At 66.0% G+C, this 17,178-nt stretch carries 19 protein-coding genes; 8 read left to right on the top strand and 11 right to left on the bottom strand.

Translation table 11 applies throughout. The annotated features are described in order from the left end of the window. Positions 1-137 precede the first annotated feature (137 nt). The 4 genes from MC381_RS01535 (at position 138) to MC381_RS01520 (ending at position 4,328) form a co-directional block, all read left to right on the top strand. Positions 138-1,106 carry a 4-hydroxyproline epimerase gene (locus MC381_RS01535; protein ID WP_251975958.1) on the top strand — a complete coding sequence of 323 codons (969 nt, stop codon included), beginning with the start codon at positions 138-140 and terminating at the stop codon, positions 1,104-1,106. A gap of 32 nt (positions 1,107-1,138) precedes the next feature. After that, positions 1,139-2,116 carry a dihydrodipicolinate synthase family protein gene (locus MC381_RS01530; RefSeq protein ID WP_251975957.1) on the top strand — a complete coding sequence of 326 codons (978 nt, stop codon included), beginning with the start codon at positions 1,139-1,141 and terminating at the stop codon, positions 2,114-2,116. A gap of 151 nt (positions 2,117-2,267) precedes the next feature. After that, positions 2,268-2,930 carry a GntR family transcriptional regulator gene (locus MC381_RS01525; protein ID WP_251975956.1) on the top strand — a complete coding sequence of 221 codons (663 nt, stop codon included), beginning with the start codon at positions 2,268-2,270 and terminating at the stop codon, positions 2,928-2,930. 60 nt (positions 2,931-2,990) lie between these two features. Next, on the top strand, positions 2,991-4,328 hold the full coding sequence (locus tag MC381_RS01520; protein ID WP_251975955.1) for an NAD(P)/FAD-dependent oxidoreductase: 1,338 nt from the start codon (positions 2,991-2,993) through the stop codon (positions 4,326-4,328). A gap of 76 nt (positions 4,329-4,404) precedes the next feature. Here the strand turns inward: MC381_RS01520 and MC381_RS01515 are convergent, their stop codons facing one another. The 7 genes from MC381_RS01515 to puuE form a co-directional block, all read right to left on the bottom strand. Beyond that, a complete protein-coding gene (locus tag MC381_RS01515) occupies positions 4,405-5,259 on the bottom strand; it encodes a bifunctional allantoicase/(S)-ureidoglycine aminohydrolase (protein ID WP_251975954.1) in 855 nt (284 codons plus the stop codon). Positions 5,260-5,294: 35 nt separating this feature from the next. Next, a complete protein-coding gene (locus MC381_RS01510; protein ID WP_251975953.1) occupies positions 5,295-6,152 on the bottom strand; it encodes a MurR/RpiR family transcriptional regulator in 858 nt (285 codons plus the stop codon). A 16-nt stretch (positions 6,153-6,168) separates the two neighbouring features. After that, positions 6,169-6,897 (bottom strand): amino acid ABC transporter ATP-binding protein, encoded by a 729-nt coding sequence (locus MC381_RS01505; RefSeq protein WP_251975952.1) that lies wholly within the window; start codon positions 6,895-6,897, stop codon positions 6,169-6,171. Further along, positions 6,878-7,534 (bottom strand): amino acid ABC transporter permease, encoded by a 657-nt coding sequence (locus tag MC381_RS01500; protein WP_251975951.1) that lies wholly within the window; start codon positions 7,532-7,534, stop codon positions 6,878-6,880. The genes MC381_RS01505 and MC381_RS01500 overlap by 20 nt, the downstream gene beginning before the upstream one ends. Continuing rightward, on the bottom strand, positions 7,531-8,214 hold the full coding sequence (locus MC381_RS01495; protein ID WP_251975950.1) for an amino acid ABC transporter permease: 684 nt from the start codon (positions 8,212-8,214) through the stop codon (positions 7,531-7,533). The genes MC381_RS01500 and MC381_RS01495 overlap by 4 nt, the downstream gene beginning before the upstream one ends. A 12-nt stretch (positions 8,215-8,226) precedes the next feature. Beyond that, positions 8,227-9,039 carry a transporter substrate-binding domain-containing protein gene (locus MC381_RS01490; protein WP_251975949.1) on the bottom strand — a complete coding sequence of 271 codons (813 nt, stop codon included), beginning with the start codon at positions 9,037-9,039 and terminating at the stop codon, positions 8,227-8,229. A 328-nt stretch (positions 9,040-9,367) separates the two neighbouring features. Next, positions 9,368-10,303, bottom strand: coding sequence for an allantoinase PuuE (puuE, locus tag MC381_RS01485; RefSeq protein WP_251975948.1), 936 nt, complete (start codon positions 10,301-10,303; stop codon positions 9,368-9,370). 140 nt (positions 10,304-10,443) lie between these two features. Between puuE and MC381_RS01480 the strand changes: the two genes are divergently transcribed. After that, positions 10,444-11,175, top strand: coding sequence for an aspartate/glutamate racemase family protein (locus MC381_RS01480; RefSeq protein WP_251975947.1), 732 nt, complete (start codon positions 10,444-10,446; stop codon positions 11,173-11,175). 18 nt (positions 11,176-11,193) lie between these two features. Here MC381_RS01480 and MC381_RS01475 read toward each other — a convergent pair whose 3' ends face one another. The 3 genes from MC381_RS01475 to uraH form a co-directional block, all read right to left on the bottom strand. Next, positions 11,194-11,943: a GntR family transcriptional regulator gene (locus MC381_RS01475; RefSeq protein WP_251975946.1), complete on the bottom strand. Its 750-nt coding sequence runs from the start codon at positions 11,941-11,943 to the stop codon at positions 11,194-11,196. A gap of 85 nt (positions 11,944-12,028) precedes the next feature. After that, complete coding sequence (locus MC381_RS01470) at positions 12,029-13,396, bottom strand: 8-oxoguanine deaminase (RefSeq protein ID WP_251975945.1); 1,368 nt, start codon at positions 13,394-13,396, stop codon at positions 12,029-12,031. Beyond that, entirely contained in the window at positions 13,396-13,806 is a 411-nt protein-coding gene (gene uraH / locus MC381_RS01465) for a hydroxyisourate hydrolase (protein ID WP_251975944.1), read from the bottom strand. Before uraH ends, MC381_RS01470 begins: the two co-directional genes overlap by 1 nt. A 217-nt stretch (positions 13,807-14,023) precedes the next feature. Here uraH and uraD point away from each other — a divergent pair, with 217 nt between their 5' ends. The 3 genes from uraD to betI all read left to right on the top strand — a co-directional run bounded on the left by uraD (position 14,024) and on the right by betI (position 16,209). Next, positions 14,024-14,563: a 2-oxo-4-hydroxy-4-carboxy-5-ureidoimidazoline decarboxylase gene (uraD, locus tag MC381_RS01460; protein ID WP_251975943.1), complete on the top strand. Its 540-nt coding sequence runs from the start codon at positions 14,024-14,026 to the stop codon at positions 14,561-14,563. Between the two features lie 72 nt (positions 14,564-14,635). After that, positions 14,636-15,523, top strand: a complete 888-nt coding sequence (locus tag MC381_RS01455; protein WP_251975942.1) for an IclR family transcriptional regulator — start codon at positions 14,636-14,638, stop codon at positions 15,521-15,523. 56 nt (positions 15,524-15,579) lie between these two features. Next, complete coding sequence (gene betI, locus MC381_RS01450) at positions 15,580-16,209, top strand: transcriptional regulator BetI (RefSeq protein WP_251975941.1); 630 nt, start codon at positions 15,580-15,582, stop codon at positions 16,207-16,209. A 17-nt stretch (positions 16,210-16,226) separates the two neighbouring features. On the opposite strand, the gene MC381_RS01445 is transcribed toward betI, so the two are convergent. After that, positions 16,227-17,177 carry an ABC transporter substrate-binding protein gene (locus MC381_RS01445; protein ID WP_251975940.1) on the bottom strand — a complete coding sequence of 317 codons (951 nt, stop codon included), beginning with the start codon at positions 17,175-17,177 and terminating at the stop codon, positions 16,227-16,229. Between the last annotated feature and the right edge of the window lies 1 nt (position 17,178).

Genomic DNA, 17,178 nt, shown 5'->3' with positions numbered 1-17,178 from the left:
TCTGCCTGCCCCACTTTTTGCCTGCCGCTTACTGGAACGGTCTTCCCATACGCCTCGGTAGATTGTATAAAATCTACAATACATGACCGAGACGAGTCGCTGATACCGGCGCTCCGTCCTGCCACAGGATCCGACGCATGCAGCGCATCCACGTGATCGATTCACATACCGGCGGCGAACCGACGCGACTTGTCATGTCCGGCTTTCCGTCGCTGAGCGCCCCGGGCCAACCGCGCCTTACGCTCGCCGAGCAGCGAGATCGCCTGCGGGAGCAATACGACGCCTGGCGTCAGGCCTGTCTGCACGAGCCGCGCGGCAACGACGTGCTGGTCGGCGCGCTTTATGGCGAACCGGTCTCCGCCGACGCCACCTGCAGCGTGATCTTTTTCAACAATGCCGGCTATCTCGGCATGTGCGGTCACGGCACCATCGGCCTGGTGGCCTCGCTGCACTATCTCGGCCGGATGGCACCGGGTACCCACAGCATCGACACGCCGGTCGGCCCCGTGCAGGCAGAGCTGCACACCGACGGCGCCGTCACCGTTCGCAACGTGGCCGCCTACCGCTATCGACGGAACGTGCCGCTCGAGGTCCCGGGTTACGGCGTTGTGCACGGCGATATCGCCTGGGGCGGCAACTGGTTCTTCCTCGTCGGCGATCACGGCCAGCGCCTGACCCTCGACAACGAGCCCGCCCTGACCGCCTTCACCTGGGCGATTCGCCAGGCGCTCGAAGCGCAGGCGATCACCGGCGAGAACGGCGGCGTAATCGGTCATATCGAGCTGTTCGGCGAGGACACGCTTGCCGATGCCGACGCGCGCGCGGACAGTCGCAACTTCGTGCTCTGCCCCGGCAAGGCCTACGACCGCTCACCCTGCGGCACCGGCACCAGTGCCAAGCTCGCCTGCCTGGCGGCCGACAACAAGCTGGCGCCCGGCGAGCCCTGGGTACAGGCCAGCATCACCGGCAGTCGCTTTGTCGGGCGCTACGAACGACAGGGGGATCGGGTCGTGCCCTATATCACCGGTCACGCTTACGTCACGGCCGACACCACCCTGCTGATCGACGACAACGACCCCTTCGCCTGGGGGATCACGGCATCGTGACCCGCCACGCCGACCACTCAACGGGAGCCCCCATGAACGCTACAGTCACGCTTGACCGGTCGATCTTCTCCGGCTGTATCCCGGCCCTGATGACGCCCTGCACGGCCGCGCGCCAGCCGGACTACGACGCACTCGTCGACAAAGGACGCGAGCTGGTCGCGCTGGGCATGCGCGGCGTCGTCTACTGCGGGTCGATGGGCGACTGGCCACTGTTGAGCGAGCGCCAGCGCCAGGAAGGCGTGGCGCGACTGGTCGAGGCCGGCGTGCCGACCATCGTCGGTACCGGCGCGGTCAATTCGACAGAGGCGGTCTCGCATGCCGCGCACGCCGCCAAGGTCGGCGCCCAAGGGCTGATGGTCATTCCCCGTGTGCTCTCCCGCGGCACCTCGACGAGCGCGCAGAAGGCGCACTTCTCGGCGATTCTCGACGCCGCTGCCGAGCTGCCCGCGGTGATCTACAACAGCCCCTACTACGGCTTCGCCACCCGCGCCGACCTGTTCTTCGCACTGCGCCGAGACCATCCCAATCTGATCGGTTTCAAGGAGTTCGGTGGCGCGGCCGACCTGCGCTACGCAGCGGAGCACATCACCTCGCAGGACGACGCCGTGAGCCTGATGGTCGGCGTCGACACCCAGGTCTTTCATGGTTTCGTCAACTGTGGAGCCACCGGCGCGATCACCGGGGTCGGCAACGCGCTGCCGCGGGCCGTGCTCCAGCTGGTCGCGCTGAGCGAGCGCGCGGCGGCCGGCGATGTGGCGGCCGGTCGACGCGCGCAAGAGCTGGAATCGGCACTGGCGGTGCTCTCCTCCTTCGACGAAGGCGTCGACCTGGTGCTCTATTACAAGTACCTGATGGTGCTCAACGGCGAGACCGCCTACACCCATCACTTCAACGCGAGCGATGCCCTGAGCGACGCCCAGCGCCACTATGCGGAAACGCAGTATGCCCGCTTCCGCGAGTGGTACACGCAGTGGTCGATGGAGACGCCAGCCGGGCAGATCGCGGGCTGACACCGCGCTCGGTCGGCGTCGGCCGCGAGTCGGCCCGGCCGCCAGCGCCGTGGCTGGCAAGGTGCGGATTGCCTACAATCTGCGATTTTTCTCGATGAGCGCGCCATCGCGACGCGCTCGCCCCACGCGGCAACCGAGCATTCGGAGCATCATGGCGACTTTCAAGACCCGCGCCCAGTTCGTGGCCGACGACCTGCGCGAACGCATTCTCGGCGGTGAATTCCAGGGCGGCTCGCAGCTGCGTCAGGATGCGCTGGCCCGAGACTATGACGTCAGCCGGATTCCCGTGCGCGAGGCCCTGTTGACCCTGGAAGCCGAAGGGCTGGTCGAGTTTCACGCGCATCGCGGTGCCTTCACCACCGAGCTGTCCGTCGCCGCCATCCGCGAGCTGTTCGCGCTGCGCGAGCTTCTGGAACCCTACGTGCTGCGCCAGGCGATCCCGCGGCTGACACCGGCGGACCACGCTCGCGCCGAGGAGATCCTGTCGCAGTACGAAGCGGCGCTCGATGCCGGCCGTCAGATCGACAACTGGAGCGACTACAACTTCGCCTTTCATCAGGCGCTCTACGCGCCCGCCGCGCTGCCGGAGACGCAGGCGATGATCGCCCAGTTGAACACCAAGTCCGGGCGCTATATCCGCATGCAGCTGCTCTATACCCGCGAGATCGCCAAGGCAGAAGCGGAACATCGCCAGCTGCTGGCGCTATCCCGCGAACGCGATATCGAAGGCGCCTGCGCGCTGCTCGAACGCCATATCCGCGAGGCGGCAGAGGGCATCGTCGCGGTGCTGGAGGAGCGTCTGCAGAGCAGTTGACGCCGCGAGAGGCTGTCGTTTTCGGTCATCGATCAGGCATCGCCATCCACGAGGAATCGCATGTCGGCACATACATCCCGCGCGGTTCGGCCTGCCACGGCCCCGGGGACTGCCCGTTCCACCGCGGCCAGCGCTCACGCGGACATTGTCGTCGTCGGCGCCGGCATCATCGGCGTGACCGCGGCGCTGGCCCTGGCCAGGCAGGGACATCGCGTCCGCGTGCTGGATCGCCAGGCGCCGGGGCTGGGCGCCTCCTTCGGCAACGCCGGTCATCTGGCGACCGAGCAGGTCTTCCCGATTGCCGATACCTCGCTCCTCACGTCACTGCCGGGCATGCTGCACGATCCGCTGGGGCCGCTGCGGCTGGACTGGCGCTACCTGCCGCGTGCCGCGCCCTGGCTGGCGCGTTTGCTGCTCAACCTGCGTCCGGCGCCGTTCGCGCGCAGCGTGGCCGGCATTCGCGGGCTCAACGAGAAGAGTCTTGGCGCCTGGCAGCGCCTGCTGATATCGGTCGGCAGCGCCCACTTGCTCAAGACCGACGGCTCGCTGCTCGTCTACGAGAAACCGGCATCACGCCAGAAACTCGATGCCCTGGCGTCGCGACTGCGTGAACAGCGGGTGCCAGTCGAGCGGTGGGACAGCGACACGCTCTACGACGCAGCCCCCCAACTCGCCGAGAGCCTGCTGGGAGGGCTGTTCTTCCCTGCCACGGGCCACGTAATCGATCCGTGGCGCGTGGTCGATACGCTGGTGACGGCAGCGAAGGCCGCTGGCGTGCGCTTCGAGCAGGCCACCGTCCAGGGCGGACGATTGACCGAGCGAGGCATCACGCTCTTGACCGCCGGCGGCGAGATGGCCGCCGACCGGGTGCTGGTCGCCTGCGGCGCCCACTCGGCGGCCCTGACGCATGCCCTGACCGGCACACGCGTGCCGCTGGACACCGAGCGCGGCTATCACCTGATGCTGCCACGGGCGGTCGACTGGCTGCCGTTTGCGGTCACCTCGCTGGAACGTCGCTTCATCATGACGCCGATGGCGGGCGGCCTGCGCCTCGCCGGCACGGTGGAGTTCGCGGGGCTCGAGGCCCCGCCCGACATGCGCCGAGCCTGGCAGCTCGAACACCTGAGTCGCGGGCTCTTCCGGGCACCGCTGGATCTCGACGGCGCCGAGCCGTGGATGGGCTTTCGCCCCTCGCTGCCGGATTCGCTGCCGATCATCGACCGTGTCGCCGACGGCCGCGTGCTGCTCGCCTTCGGTCACCACCATCTCGGCCTGACGCAAGCGGCGATCACGGCCGAACTGATCGCGTCGCTGGCCGGCTCGGCTGACGGCGAGAGCCCGCCGCCCGCCAGCGATCTCCCGTCACGCGAACCGTATCGCCTCGACCGCTTCGATTGAGGCGATACGGCCAGGGTGCCGGCCCTGTCGGACCCGGCAAGCCTTGGCGCTCCGGCAGGGCCGGCACCCGACCTCATCAGCGCTGGGAAAGATTGAGCGCCATATGCCGGTTCACGTCCTTGTAGAGCAGGTAGCGGAACGGCCCCGGGCCCGCGGCATAGCAGGACTGCGGGCAGAAGGCGCGCAGCCACATGTAGTCCCCCGCCTCGACCTCGACCCAGTCCTGATTGAGGTGATAGACCGCCTTGCCCTCGAGCACGTAGAGGCCATGCTCCATGACATGGGTCTCGTCGAACGGAATCACGCCCCCCGGCTGGAAGGTAACAATGGTTACGTGCATGTCGTGACGCAGGTCGGCCGGATCGACGAAGCGCGTGGTCGCCCAGCGACCGTCCGTATCCGGCATCGGCGTGGGGTCGATCGTCTGCTCGTTGGTGACGAACGCTGGCGGCACCTCGAGTCCATCGACGAAGGCATAGGCCTTGCGGATCCAGTGGAAACGCACCGGCGCGTCGCTGGTATTGTGCAGCTGCCAATCCGCCCCCGGCGGCAGATAGGCGTAGCCGCCCGGTGTCATCGCGTGTGCCTCGCCGGCGATCGTCAGCGCTAGCTCACCCTCGACCACGAACAGCACGCCCTCGGCGCCGCGATCCGGTTCCGGTCGCTCGCTGCCACCACCGGGAGAGACCTCCATGATGTACTGTGAAAAGGTCTCGGCGAAGCCGGAGAGCGGTCGCGACAGTACCCACAGCCGTGTCTTCTCCCAGTGCGGCAGGAAACTCGTGACGATATCGCTCATCACGCCCTTGGGGATGACCGCGTAGGCCTCGGTGAATACCGCCCGGTCGTGGATCAGCTGGCTCTGCGGTGGCAACCCGCCGCGGGGCGCGTAGTAGGTTCGCGGGACTGAATCGTTCTTGCTTGGCGGCATGCTTTCTCCTTGGTTACCCGTGCGCTCGTCACGGTCTACTCGCCGAGCTCGTCGAGTGCTTCGTAACACTCGCTGATCTCGTTGATGCGGGCGCGGCCGTCGGCCAGTCGCCGATGCAGCAGCGCATTGGCCAGCAGACTGATCAGACTCATGGCGCTGGCGTAGCTGTCGAACGCCGAAATCGTCTCCAATAGACATTCCAGACGCCACGCGACCTGACTCTCATATTTTGTCGTCGTCGGATCGCCGATCAGCAGCACTCGCTGCCGCTGCTGCGCCAGCATCTCGATTAGTGCCCCGAATAGCCGCGGCCGACGCCGGAAGCCGATCACCACGACCATCGCCTGCGGGTCGAGCCCGATCAGTTCTTCCGCCAGCGACTGGTTCGGTGCCGGCATCAAACGCACGCCGGGGCGAGACTGCAGCAGCTGCTGGCGCAGATGCAACGCCACCGGATAGCTATTGCGATAGCCGACAATCGCGATCTCCGGCGCGCTATCCAGCGCCGCGGTCACGGCCTCGAATCGCTCAGGCGACAGCGCTTCGAGACAGTGATGCAGATTCTCCCGCTCGCGTTCGGCGTGCCGACGAAATGGCTCCGCGCCCTCGCCCAACGCCGATGCGCTGGCCGCCAGCGGCACGCCGTAGTGACGCAGCTGACGGGCGTGCGCCTTGACCGCCTTGAAGCTGGCATAGCCGAGCCGCTGAAACAGTCGCGTCACCGTCGCCTTGGAGACGCCAGCATAGCGCGCCAGATCCGCCGCACTGTAAACCGCCAGATCCTCCAGATGCGCGAGAATGAAATCGGCGACGCGGCGCTCCTGCGGGCCAAGGCTGTCAAAATGCTGCTGCAGGCGCCGGCCGATGGGAGTCTGATCGCGCTTGTCCGGCATGGCGTCTCCTCCCTGTTCAGATCACCGAGGCAATGAACTGGGCGAGTTCCGGTGTCTCGGGCTGGCTGAACAGGGTCTGCGGATCGCCGGATTCATGAATGCGCCCCTGGTGCATGAACACCACGCGGTCACTCACATCGCGGGCGAAACGCATCTCGTGGGTGACCAGAATCAGCGTCATCCCCTCCTTTGCCAGATTCTCGAGCACGCGCAACACCTCGCCGACCAGCTCCGGGTCGAGCGCCGAGGTCACCTCGTCGCACAACAGCACCTTGGGGTTCATCGCCAAGGCGCGCGCGATCGCCACGCGCTGTTGCTGGCCGCCGGAGAGTTGCGCCGGATAGGCGTCGACCTTCTCCGACATGCCGACCTTGGCTAGCACCTCTTCGGCGATCCGGCGCGCCTCGCTCTTAGGCGTCTGCTTGACCACCACCGGCGCCAGCATAACGTTGTCGAGCACCGTCTTGTGCGGGAACAGATTGAAGCTCTGGAACACCATGCCGACATTCTGGCTCAGCTCGCCTGGCGTCATCGAAGCGCCGTCGAGTCGCTGATCGGCCAGCTGTATCGTGCCCCAGTCGTGACGCTCGAGCTGATTGAGGCATCGCAGCAAGGTGCTCTTGCCCGAGCCACTGCGGCCGATGATCGAGACAACCTCGCCGGCCTCGACCGTCAGATCGATCCCCTTGAGCACCTCCAGCTCGCCGAAGGATTTATGCAGGTCGTTAACGGATACCAGCGCCATAGAGTCGTCTCTCCAGATAACGGGCGTAGCGCGACAGCGGATAGCAGAGAATGAAATAACCGAGCGCCACGAAGGTAAAGATGGTGAAAGGCTCGAAGGTGGCGTTGTTGAGCATGGTGCCGGCCTTGGTCAACTCGACGAAGCCGATCACCGAGGCCAGCGCCGTGCCCTTGACCACCTGCACCGAAAAGCCGACGGTCGGCGGCACTGCCAGACGCAGCGCCTGCGGCAGAATGACGTGACGCATCGACTGCAGATAGTTCAGGCCCAACACGCGCGCCGCCTGCCACTGGCCGCTCGGCACCGCCTCGACGCAGCCGCGCCAGATATCGCACAGAAACGCACTGGTGAAGAGCGTCAGCGCCACGCTGGCGGCGGTCCAGGCGGAAACATCGAAACCCAGCGCCGCCGCCCCGAAATAGGCCAGGAACAGCTGCATCAGCAGCGGCGTACCCTGGAACAGATCGACATAGCCGCGCACCAGCCAGCGGATGGGACGCAACCCGCCCATGCGCAATAGCGTGAGCACGAGGCCGACAATGGCACCGCCAACGAACGCGATCAGCGAGAGCACCACGGTCCAGCGTGCCGCCAACAGCAGGTTGCGCACGATGTCCCAGGTCGTGAAATCGGTCATGCCGAGCCCCCCTGGCGAAACGCGAACAGCCGCCGTCCGACGGCTTCGAAGAGCAGTCGCAGGCCAATCGCCAGCAGCAGATAGATCGCCGTCACCACCAGATAGACCTCGAAGCCGCGAAAGTTGCGCGACTGGATGAAATTCGCCGCGTAGGTGAGGTCGAAGACCGAGATCTGCGAGACCACCGCCGAGCCCAGCATCACGATGATGCACTGGCTGATCAGCGACGGGTAAACCCGCGAGAACGCCGGCACCAGCACCACGTGGCGAAAGCGCTGCAGACGCGAGAGCCCCAGCGCACGGGCGGCCTCGTGCTGGCCGCGCGTGGTCGACTCGATCCCCGCACGCAGGATCTCGGCGGTGTAGGCGGCCAGGTTCAGGATCATCGCGATCAACGCCGCGACCGTCGCGCTGATCGGTACGCCCAGCGCCGGCAGGCCGAAGAACAGAAAGAAGAGCTGCACGATAAACGGCGTGTTACGGATCACCTCGACGTAGCCACCCAGCAACCGGCTGACGATATTGGCACCGTTCTCGCGCGCGCCGTCACGCACATAGGCCACCACCACGGCCAGCGAGAGGCCGATGAGCGTGGTGACGACGGTCAGCCAGACCGTCGTCACCAGGCCCGTGACGATCTCGTCCGTGTAGGGCAGCAATGTGGAGAAATCCAGCGTCATGATCGACTCCGGTCAGGCGGACAGGTCATCCGGCAGCGGTGCCTGGAACCACGTCTCGGACATCGACTCCAGCGTGCCGTCCTGCTTGGCCTGCTCGATCAGTTCGTTGACCTTCGCCTTGAGCGCCTCGTTCCCCTGGCTCAGCCCCACATAGCAGGGCGAATCCTTGATCTTGAAGATCAGCGTCGGCGCACGCGCCTCGTTCTGGCGGGCGATCTGCGCCACCACCACATTGCCGGTGGCGATGTACTCGACCTGTCCGGAAAGGAAAGCGGAGATCGTGGTGGCGTTATCCTCGTAGCGCTGGATCTCGGTATCGTCCGGCGCGATGTCGCTCAGCGTCAGATCCTCGAGCGCCCCCCGGGTGGCACCGATGGTCAGCCCGGAGAGACCGGAGACGTCGTCGACGGAGGCCGCACCGGGCGTGCCGAAGACGCCCTGAAAGAACGGCGCGTAGGCATCGGTGAAGTCGATCACCTCGGCACGTTCCGGCGTCTTGCCAAGACTCGAGATGACCAGATCGACCTTGTCGGTCTGCAGAAACGGGATACGGTTGGCGCTGGTGACCGGCACCAGCTCCAGCTCGACATCCATCTGGTCGGCCAGGTACTGCGCCATGTCGATATCGTAGCCCTGCGGCTGCAGGTCCGTGCCGACGGAGCCGAAAGGCGGAAAGTCCTGCGGTACCGCGACACGCAGCGTACCGCGCTGCTCGATGGTGTCGAGGTCGCTGGCCTGGGCGGAGAGCGTCGTCACGGTCATGACGGTGCAGACGGCGGCCAGCGCGAACTGGCGAAGCGGTAGATGCTTGGCAAAAGCGAACATGTCGGGCCTCTTGTGGGCGAATTGTTATGTCGGAATAAGCAGGCTGAAGAGACGACGCAAAAGAAACGTTTAGCGACTTCTTTAACCATTGAGAAACATTCGTTTCATCGACAGTGCTCGCAAATTTAGCGCCAGAAACTGTCTGGATTCAGCGATTCAAGGAGTTAACGGCAACCGAAGGCATCCAGAAGCCATCATCGAAGCGTCTTGATCAGCGGGGCGCGCAAAAACGGGGCGCCGAAACGTACTCGCGCACCAGCGTATGGCGCGAGTCGCAGGATCTCGGCGCGATGGACCCGATCGGCGACGGTCGCCGTCTGTCATCCTGTCAGGCGGGATGCTCTCGCGCCCAGTGTCGCGCGATATCCACGCGCCGGGTTATCCACACCCGGTCGTGCGCCTCGAGATGATCCAGAAAGCGCTGCAGCGCGCGGAAGCGGCCGGGACGACCGATCAGCCGGCAGTGCAGGCCGATGGAGAGCATCTTCGGTGTCTCCGCGCCCTCGGCGTAGAGAACATCGAAAGCATCGCGCAGATACTGAAAGAACGGCTCGCCGTGGTCGAAGCCGGTCGGCGAGGCGAAGCGCATGTCGTTGGTATCGAGGGTGTAGGGCACGATCAGATGCCGATGCATCTGCCCCTGGCTATCCTCGGCATCGCACCAGAACGGCAGGTCATCGCCGTAGTAGTCGCTATCGTAGAGAAAACCGCCCTGATCGAGCAGCAGCCGGCGCGTGTTGGGGCTGTCACGCCCGGTGTACCAGCCGAGCGGGGCATCATTATAGAGCGACCGGAAGATCTCGATGGCGCGCTGCATGTGCTCGCGCTCGAGCGTTTCCGGCACGTTCTGATAGTGAATCCAGCGGTAGCCGTGGCAGGCGATCTCGTGGCCCAGTTCATGGAAGGCGTGCGCCACGTCGGGGTTGCGCGCCAGCGCCATCGCCACGCCGAACACGGTGAGCGGCAGGCCGCGGCGCTCGAACTCTTTCAGCACCCGCCAGACGCCCGCTCGCGAGCCGTATTCGTAGATCGACTCCATGCTCAGATGGCGCGCGGGATAGGCCTCGGCACCGGCGATCTCGGAGAGGAACTGCTCGGAGTGCGTATCGCCGTGCAGCACGCTGTTCTCGCCACCCTCCTCGTAGTTGAGCACGAACTGCACCGCCACGCGGGCCTGCCCGGGCCAGTTGGCCTGCGGCGGCGTGCGGCCGTAGCCGACCAGATCTCTGGGATAGCGGCCACCAAGGGAGTCGTTGGATAGCATGGACGGCGTTCCTTCTGCGGGCGGCCAGGGCAGTCCGGCCATCGATATTGTATGCAAAGTCATTTATTTTTGTGGACAAAACAACCGTATCGCGAATTACGCGATTCGCCAAGCTGACCGAGCGAGAGGTTTCGCCATCGATGCTGATTCACGTCATCAACCCCAACACGACCGCCGGCATGACTGACAAGATCGGCGCCTGTGCCACCCGCGTGGCGGCCCCTGGCACCCGCATTCAGGTCAGCCAGCCGGAGAGTGGCCCGGTCTCGATCGAGAGCCACTTCGACGAGGCGATCAGCACCGTCGGCGTGCTCGAGGAAGTCCGACAAGGAGAAGCGCACGGCGCGGACGCCTACGTCATCGCCTGTTTCGGCGACCCGGGCCTGCTCGCTGCCCGAGAGCTGACCCGCGCCCCGGTCATCGGCATCGCCGAGGCGGGCTTCCATCTGGCGACGCTGATCAGCACGCGCTTCTCGGTGGTGACGACGCTCTCGCGCACCGCAATCATCGCCGAGCATCTGCTCGCGCAGTACGGCTTCCGCGATCACTGCCGGCGCGTTCGCGCGATCGACCTTCCGGTGCTCGAACTGGAGAATCCGGCAGGCAACGCGTATGAAGCACTGCTGGCGGAGTGCCGGCGGGCGCGCGACGAGGATGGCATCGGCGCCATCGTCCTCGGCTGTGGCGGCATGGCGGATCTGACCCAACGTCTGACCGAGGCGCTCGGCCTGCCGGTGGTCGAAGGGGTGAGCGCGGCGGTCAAGCTGGCCGAGTCGCTCGTCTCGCTCGGCCTCGGCACCAGCAAGCACGGCGATCTCGCCTTCCCCCGGCCCAAACCGTTCGTGGGTCGGTTCGCGGACTGGGGGGCCTAATCGAACCCCGTCAGCGCCTCAGCCGAAAATCGCGTTCAGATCCGGCGTTTCATCATCGCTCTCCTCAATGGAGAGCGAGGCTTCGATCGCCTTGAGGTGACGGCGCATGAAGGCGACGGCACGCTCCTCCTTGCCGCTTTCGAGCAGTGCGACCAGCTCGTCGTGGTCGTGGGATTCGCAGCCGAGATGGCCGTGACCGCCGTAGACAGCGAGGATCAGCGAAGAACGCGAGCAGAGCCGCTCGATAAACTCCGCCAGCGGCGTGTTGCCGGAAAGCTCGGCCAGGCGCTGATGAAAACGCGCGGAAAGCTGTATCGCCTGGCTCTGTTCACCGCGACGCAGCGCCTGACGCTCGCGCTCCGCCAGCTCACGCAGCTCGGCGCCATCGGTGGGCTTCAGCCGCCGGGAGACCCACGGCATCAGTTGGCACTCGACCAGTTGGCGGGCGGCGAAGACGTCACGCGCCTCCTCGATGCTCGGGCGACTGACACTGGCGCCCCGTCGCGGGGTCAGCGTGACCAGATACTCGAGCGACAGCCGCTGCAGAATCTTGCGAACGCCGGTACGGCTGACGCCGAAGACGTCGGCCAGGGCATCCTCGCGCAGCCGCGCGCCGGGCTTGAGCCGATGCTCGACGATCGCCTCGCGGATCTCGCGATAGATCGCGTCGTGCCGTTCGGCGCCGTCACCCGCCTTGCCCGCACCACGCGTCCGTTTCGCCTTGGGCGGTGTCGTTGTGTCGCTTGCTGCGCTCGCACTTTTTGCCATTCTCGTCCGCTTCCCCGGCGTCACCGTCTCGCTGATTCGTCATCGATTGTATATGGCCTGCCAGGTCATGACAGCCGCGCCGGACTCAAGCGCCAACCAGCTTGCTCGCGCAAGCGTTGTGTCGCGCGACCATGGCCTCCACGTCATGGCCGAGCAGGTGGCCAGCCTCGACCCGCTGAATGCCGTTGACGAACGACAGATCCACCTGCGGCGGCTGACAGAAGACCAGCGCGGCGAGCGGATCGTGCAGCGCACCGCCGGCCAGCGCCAGCGAATCGAGCCGGTAGCCGATGATGTCGGCAGCCTTGCCGACGGCCAGCTGGCCGATATCCTCGCGCCCGAGCACGGCGGCACCGCCACGAGTGGCGAACCAGAGCATCTGGCGGGCGGTGAAATCGGTCATGCTGCCCTGCAGGCGGCCCAGCAGCATCGCCTGGCGCGTCTCCGCCAGCAGATGCGAACCGTCGTTGGAGGCGCTGCCATCGACGCCGAGGCCCACCCGCATACCGGCCCGATGCATCGCCATCACCGGGGCGATGCCGGAACCGAGGCGCATGTTGGAGCTCGGGCAGTGTGCCGCGCCACAGCAGTGGCCGCCGAGCCGCGTGATCTCATCGGCGTGCGGATGCACCATGTGGGCGAACCAGACATCGCGGCCGACCCAGCCGACCTGCTCGGCATACTCGACCGGCGTGCAGCCGAACTGCTCGCGGCAGTAGGCTTCCTCGTCCCGCGTTTCGGCCAGATGGGTATGCAGATGCACGCCATAGTCTCGCGCGAGCAAGGCGCTTTCGCGCATCAGATCGCGGGAGACCGAAAACGGCGAGCAGGGCGCGACCACGATCCGCGTCATGGCCCGCTCGTCGGCATCGTGGTAGCGCTCGATGGCGTGCTGGGTGTCGTCGAGAATCGCCGATTCGGACTCGACCACACTGTCCGGCGGCAACCCGCCCTGTGACTCGCCGACCGACATCGACCCGCGCGAGGCGTGAAAACGCAGGCCCAGTTCGGCGACCGCCGCGATCTGGTCGTCGATGCGCGCGCCGTTGGGCCACAGGTAGGTATGATCCGCCGCCGTAGTGCAGCCGGAGAGGAGCAGCTCCGCCGCCGCGACCTGGCTGCTGGCGAACATCGCCTCGGGATCGAGCCGCGCCCAGATCGGATAATGCGTGGCCAGCCAGTCGAACAGCTCGGCGTTCTGGGCCGCGGGCAGGTTGCGCGTCAGCGTCTGGTAAAAGTGATGATGCGTGTTCACCAGCCCCGGCAGAATCACGTGGCCGCGCGCATCGACCACCCGGTCGATCGGTTTCTTCAGCCCGACGGTTATCTCCATCGCCGGGCCGATGGCCGCGATACGATCGTCCTCGATCAAGAGGCTGGCGTGGCGCAACTCGCGCGCGTCATCGTCGAAGGTCGCGATCAGCTCGGCATCGCGGATCAGCGTGGTCGTCATCAGCTACCCCGATACGTCGAATAACTATAAGGGGACAGAAGTAGCGGCACGTGATAGTGCTCCTCCGGCGCGTCGACGATGAACTGCAACGGAATGCGGTCGAGAAAGCGCCCCGCTGGTGCGTTGCTGCCCTCTCGGTTGGCCTCCTGATTCGCCTCCTGGTTCTTCTCGTGACTCGCCTGCAGATAATCACCGGCGTGAAACAAGAGCTCGTAGACGCCGGCGTGAAACTCCGCGCCCTCGAGCAGCGGCGACTCGCAGCGGCCGTCAGCGTTGGTGGTCACATCGGCCAGACGCAGCCGCGTGCCGCCTTCGAGCCGGTAAAGCTCGATGCGCAGGCCACTGGCCGGCCGGCCCAGCGCCGTATCCAGAACGTGGGTGGTCAGGTAGCCCGTCGAGGAATCGCTCATGCGCCTGCTCCTTGCACGACAATGCGGCACTGCACGGAAAGCGTGACCTGCGGCATGTCGGGTCGTCGAAAATGTGGCCTTGCACGGCGAGAGCCAGGCCGGCGAGCCAGACTGAGAATCCGTGACGTGCCGGCGCCGGAAAACGCTGGATCGACGCGCGGACAAGGCGTTAGGCTCATTCAAGTGCGTTTGTATACAAAGGTCAACCGGAGTCGCCATGTCCCTCCCCCTGCTCTCGCCGCGCCCCAGTCAACTCGACCGTGACGCCTTCGTCGCCGCTTACGGCGATCTCTACGAAAGCTCGCCTTGGGTGGCCGCCGGCGCCTGGGACGCGGGATTAGACGCCACCCAGGACACCCCCTCGGGCCTGGCCGACAGCCTGCAGCGGCAGGTCGACGCGGCCACGCCCGAGGCCCAGCTCGCGCTGATCCGCGCGCATCCGGACCTGGCCGGCAAGGCGGCGGTGGCCGGCGAGCTGACCGACGACTCACGCCGCGAACAGGCCGGCGCCGGGCTGGATCAGTGCACGGCGGACGAATTCGCCCGCTTCGAACGGCTCAATGCCGACTATCGCGCCCGCTTCGACTTCCCCTTCGTGATCGCCGTCCGCGGCCTGGATCGTCACGCGATTCTTGCCGCCTTCGAGACGCGTCTCCATCACACGCCGGACGAGGAACGCCGCACCGCCATCGCGCAGATTCATCGCATTGCCCAACTACGGCTCGAGAGCCGCGCCACCGAAAGTCGTACCCGCTAGCGCGCAGACAGCACCCCGGCGAATGGGTATCCTGAACGCCTGATATCAGGGCGGATACGAGAGTAACCACGGGTGACGGATCGAGAGCAGCGGCAGGCGGCCGCGTCGGGAAAACAGCAGGCAGCCGAACCGGCGCAGAAACGCCGATCGGCCGGCCGCCCCGCCGGCGGCGCCAAGAGCAGCGGCGGCCACAGCCAGTCGCTGGTGCGCGGGCTGACCATCCTGGAGCGGCTCGCCGCGGCGCCGAACGGCCTGGCGCTTTCCGATGTCGCGGAGCAGCTCGAGCTCGCCCCCTCGACCACCCACCGCCTGCTGCAGGCCCTGTTCCAGCAGCACTTCATCACCCAGGATCTCGAAACCGGGCTGTGGAAGATCGACGTCAAGACCTTCCGCATCGGTTCGAGCTTTCTCGAGGCGCGCGACTTCGTCGCCACCGCCCGCCCCTACCTGCGCCAACTGGCGGCGGCCACCGGAGAAACCGCCAACCTCGGTATCCGCGACGACGGCATGGTGGTCTATCTCGCCCAGAGCGAATCCAAGCAGATGATGCGCATGATCACGCGGCTTGGCTCGCGCGCACCGCTGCACGCCTCCGGCGTCGGCAAGGCGCTGCTGGCGTGGATGCCATCGGCGGAGTTCGACACGATCATGGTCGGCCGCGAGCTCGAGAGCGAAACACCCAATACGCTCACCGATATCCCCACCCTCACGCACCAGCTGGAGGAAGTCCGCGCGCGCGGCTACGCCATCGACCGCGAGGAACATGCGATCGGGCTCAACTGCGTGGCGGCGACCCTGCACGACGAGAGCGGCCTGCCCCTGGCGGCGATCTCCGTCTCCGGCCCGGTCGCCCGCATCGACGACTCGCGCCTGCCGGAGCTCGCTCGCCTGGTCGCCGAGACCGCCGCCGAAATCACCGCACGCATTGGCGGCAAGCTGCCGACCGAACTGCCGCGCTGAGCGGTATCCGTTCGTGACCCCACGGCATTGTCAGGCTTCGTAGACGAGAGATGGCCTTGAACAGCAGTCAACAGAACCGGGAAAAAAGTCGACAGCGTCGACGGATCGAGCCCGAAGCCCGCCGCCGCAGCATCATCGAGGCGACCCTTCACTGCGTCACGCGCTACGGCCACGCGGGAACGACCATGACGCGAGTGGCCCAGCAGGCGGATGCCTCGATCGGACTGGTGAGCCACTATTTCCAGTCCAAGGAAGCGCTCATGCTGGCGGCCTATCAAGAGCTCACCGAGCAGTTGCGGCGGGAGAGCGATCAACGGGATGCCGACTTGACATGCGGCGCGCGCGAGCGGTTGATGCTCATGATTCGTTCCGCGTTCAAGCGCGAGATCTTCAACCAGCAGGTGCTGACCTCCTGGGTCGGTTTCTGGAGTGCGACGGTGGCCACGCCCAGCTTGGCCAAGCTCAACCGGCAGCTCTACAACGAATATCGCCAGGAGATGCAGTCGCTCTTCGAGGAGATCGCTCGCGACGAAGCGCGCCCGATCCAGGCCTCAAGGTTCGCGCGCATCCTTACCGCGCTGGTCGACGGTTACTGGCTGGAGTGGGCGCTCGACCCCGAAGCCTTCGACGTCGACGACGCCCTGCAGGACTCGCTGGACGTCGCCGAGCGCCTGCTCGCCGGCTGACATAGGCCGCGTGTCGGTCAACGAAAGCGGCTTTCATAGGCGGCGATAGCCGGCTGGCCGTCGCGCGTGGTCACGCCGTCGAGAAATGCCGCAACCCGTTGGGGATGCTCGACCAACCAGTCCCGCGCGACAGCCACCTTGGATTTCTCCTCAAGGCTGTATTCGCTGATGAACTGGCTCTGCTCGTCGGCAGTCAGCGTGAACTGCCGCAACAGCGTCATCAGGTTCGGATGGTCATCGGCGAAGCCGGTACGCACGATGGTGCGCACGTCGCTGCGCCCCTGGTCGGGTCCATAGACGGCTTCGGGATCCTCCAGGATATGCATGTCGTAGCGCACGGCCATCCAGTGCGGCGTCCAGCCGTAGAAGGCGATCCATCGACCGCTGTCGTACGCTGCGTCGACCTCGGACAACATGCCCGGCGTCGACGAGTCGAGAATCTGCCAGTCGCCGAGCCCGTAGGTATCCGCATCGGCCGCCTCATGAATCATCAGGCTGGCCTGGGCGCCGCTCTCGATCGAATAGTAGGTCGCCTCGAAGCGAGCCCGGTTGTCCAACTGGTCCAGCTGTTCGGCGCTGGTCACGCCGGCCTCGTAGACATACCCCGGCACCGCGAAGCCCATTCTGGCACCGCTGACATTGTTGACGACATCGACGATGGCGCCGGCCGCCATCGCCGCGTCGTAGCTCTCCTGCTGCGCCGGCATCCATCCCGCCAGCAGGATGTCGCTATCCCCGGTCTCCATCGTCTTGTAACCAACTGCGGCGCCGGTCTCGATCGCCTCCGCATCATAGCCCAGCGTATCCAGCAGCTGCGCCAGGATTTCGGTTTTGACGGTTACCCCGGGCCACGGCGGCACCACCAGCCGGACGGGCGTCGATGGCGCCTCGGCCAGTACGGGCAGGCTCGCCCCCAGCAGCAGCGTGCCGAGTAGCGTCGTGCAACAGCGTTGGGTGAAGCCTCTCATG

It is taken from the genome of Salinicola avicenniae, assembly GCF_023736115.1.
Classification (GTDB): Bacteria; Pseudomonadota; Gammaproteobacteria; order Pseudomonadales; family Halomonadaceae; genus Salinicola; species Salinicola avicenniae.
Note: the sequence above shows the minus strand (reverse complement) of the source record. Positions and strands in the feature narration are given on the sequence as shown.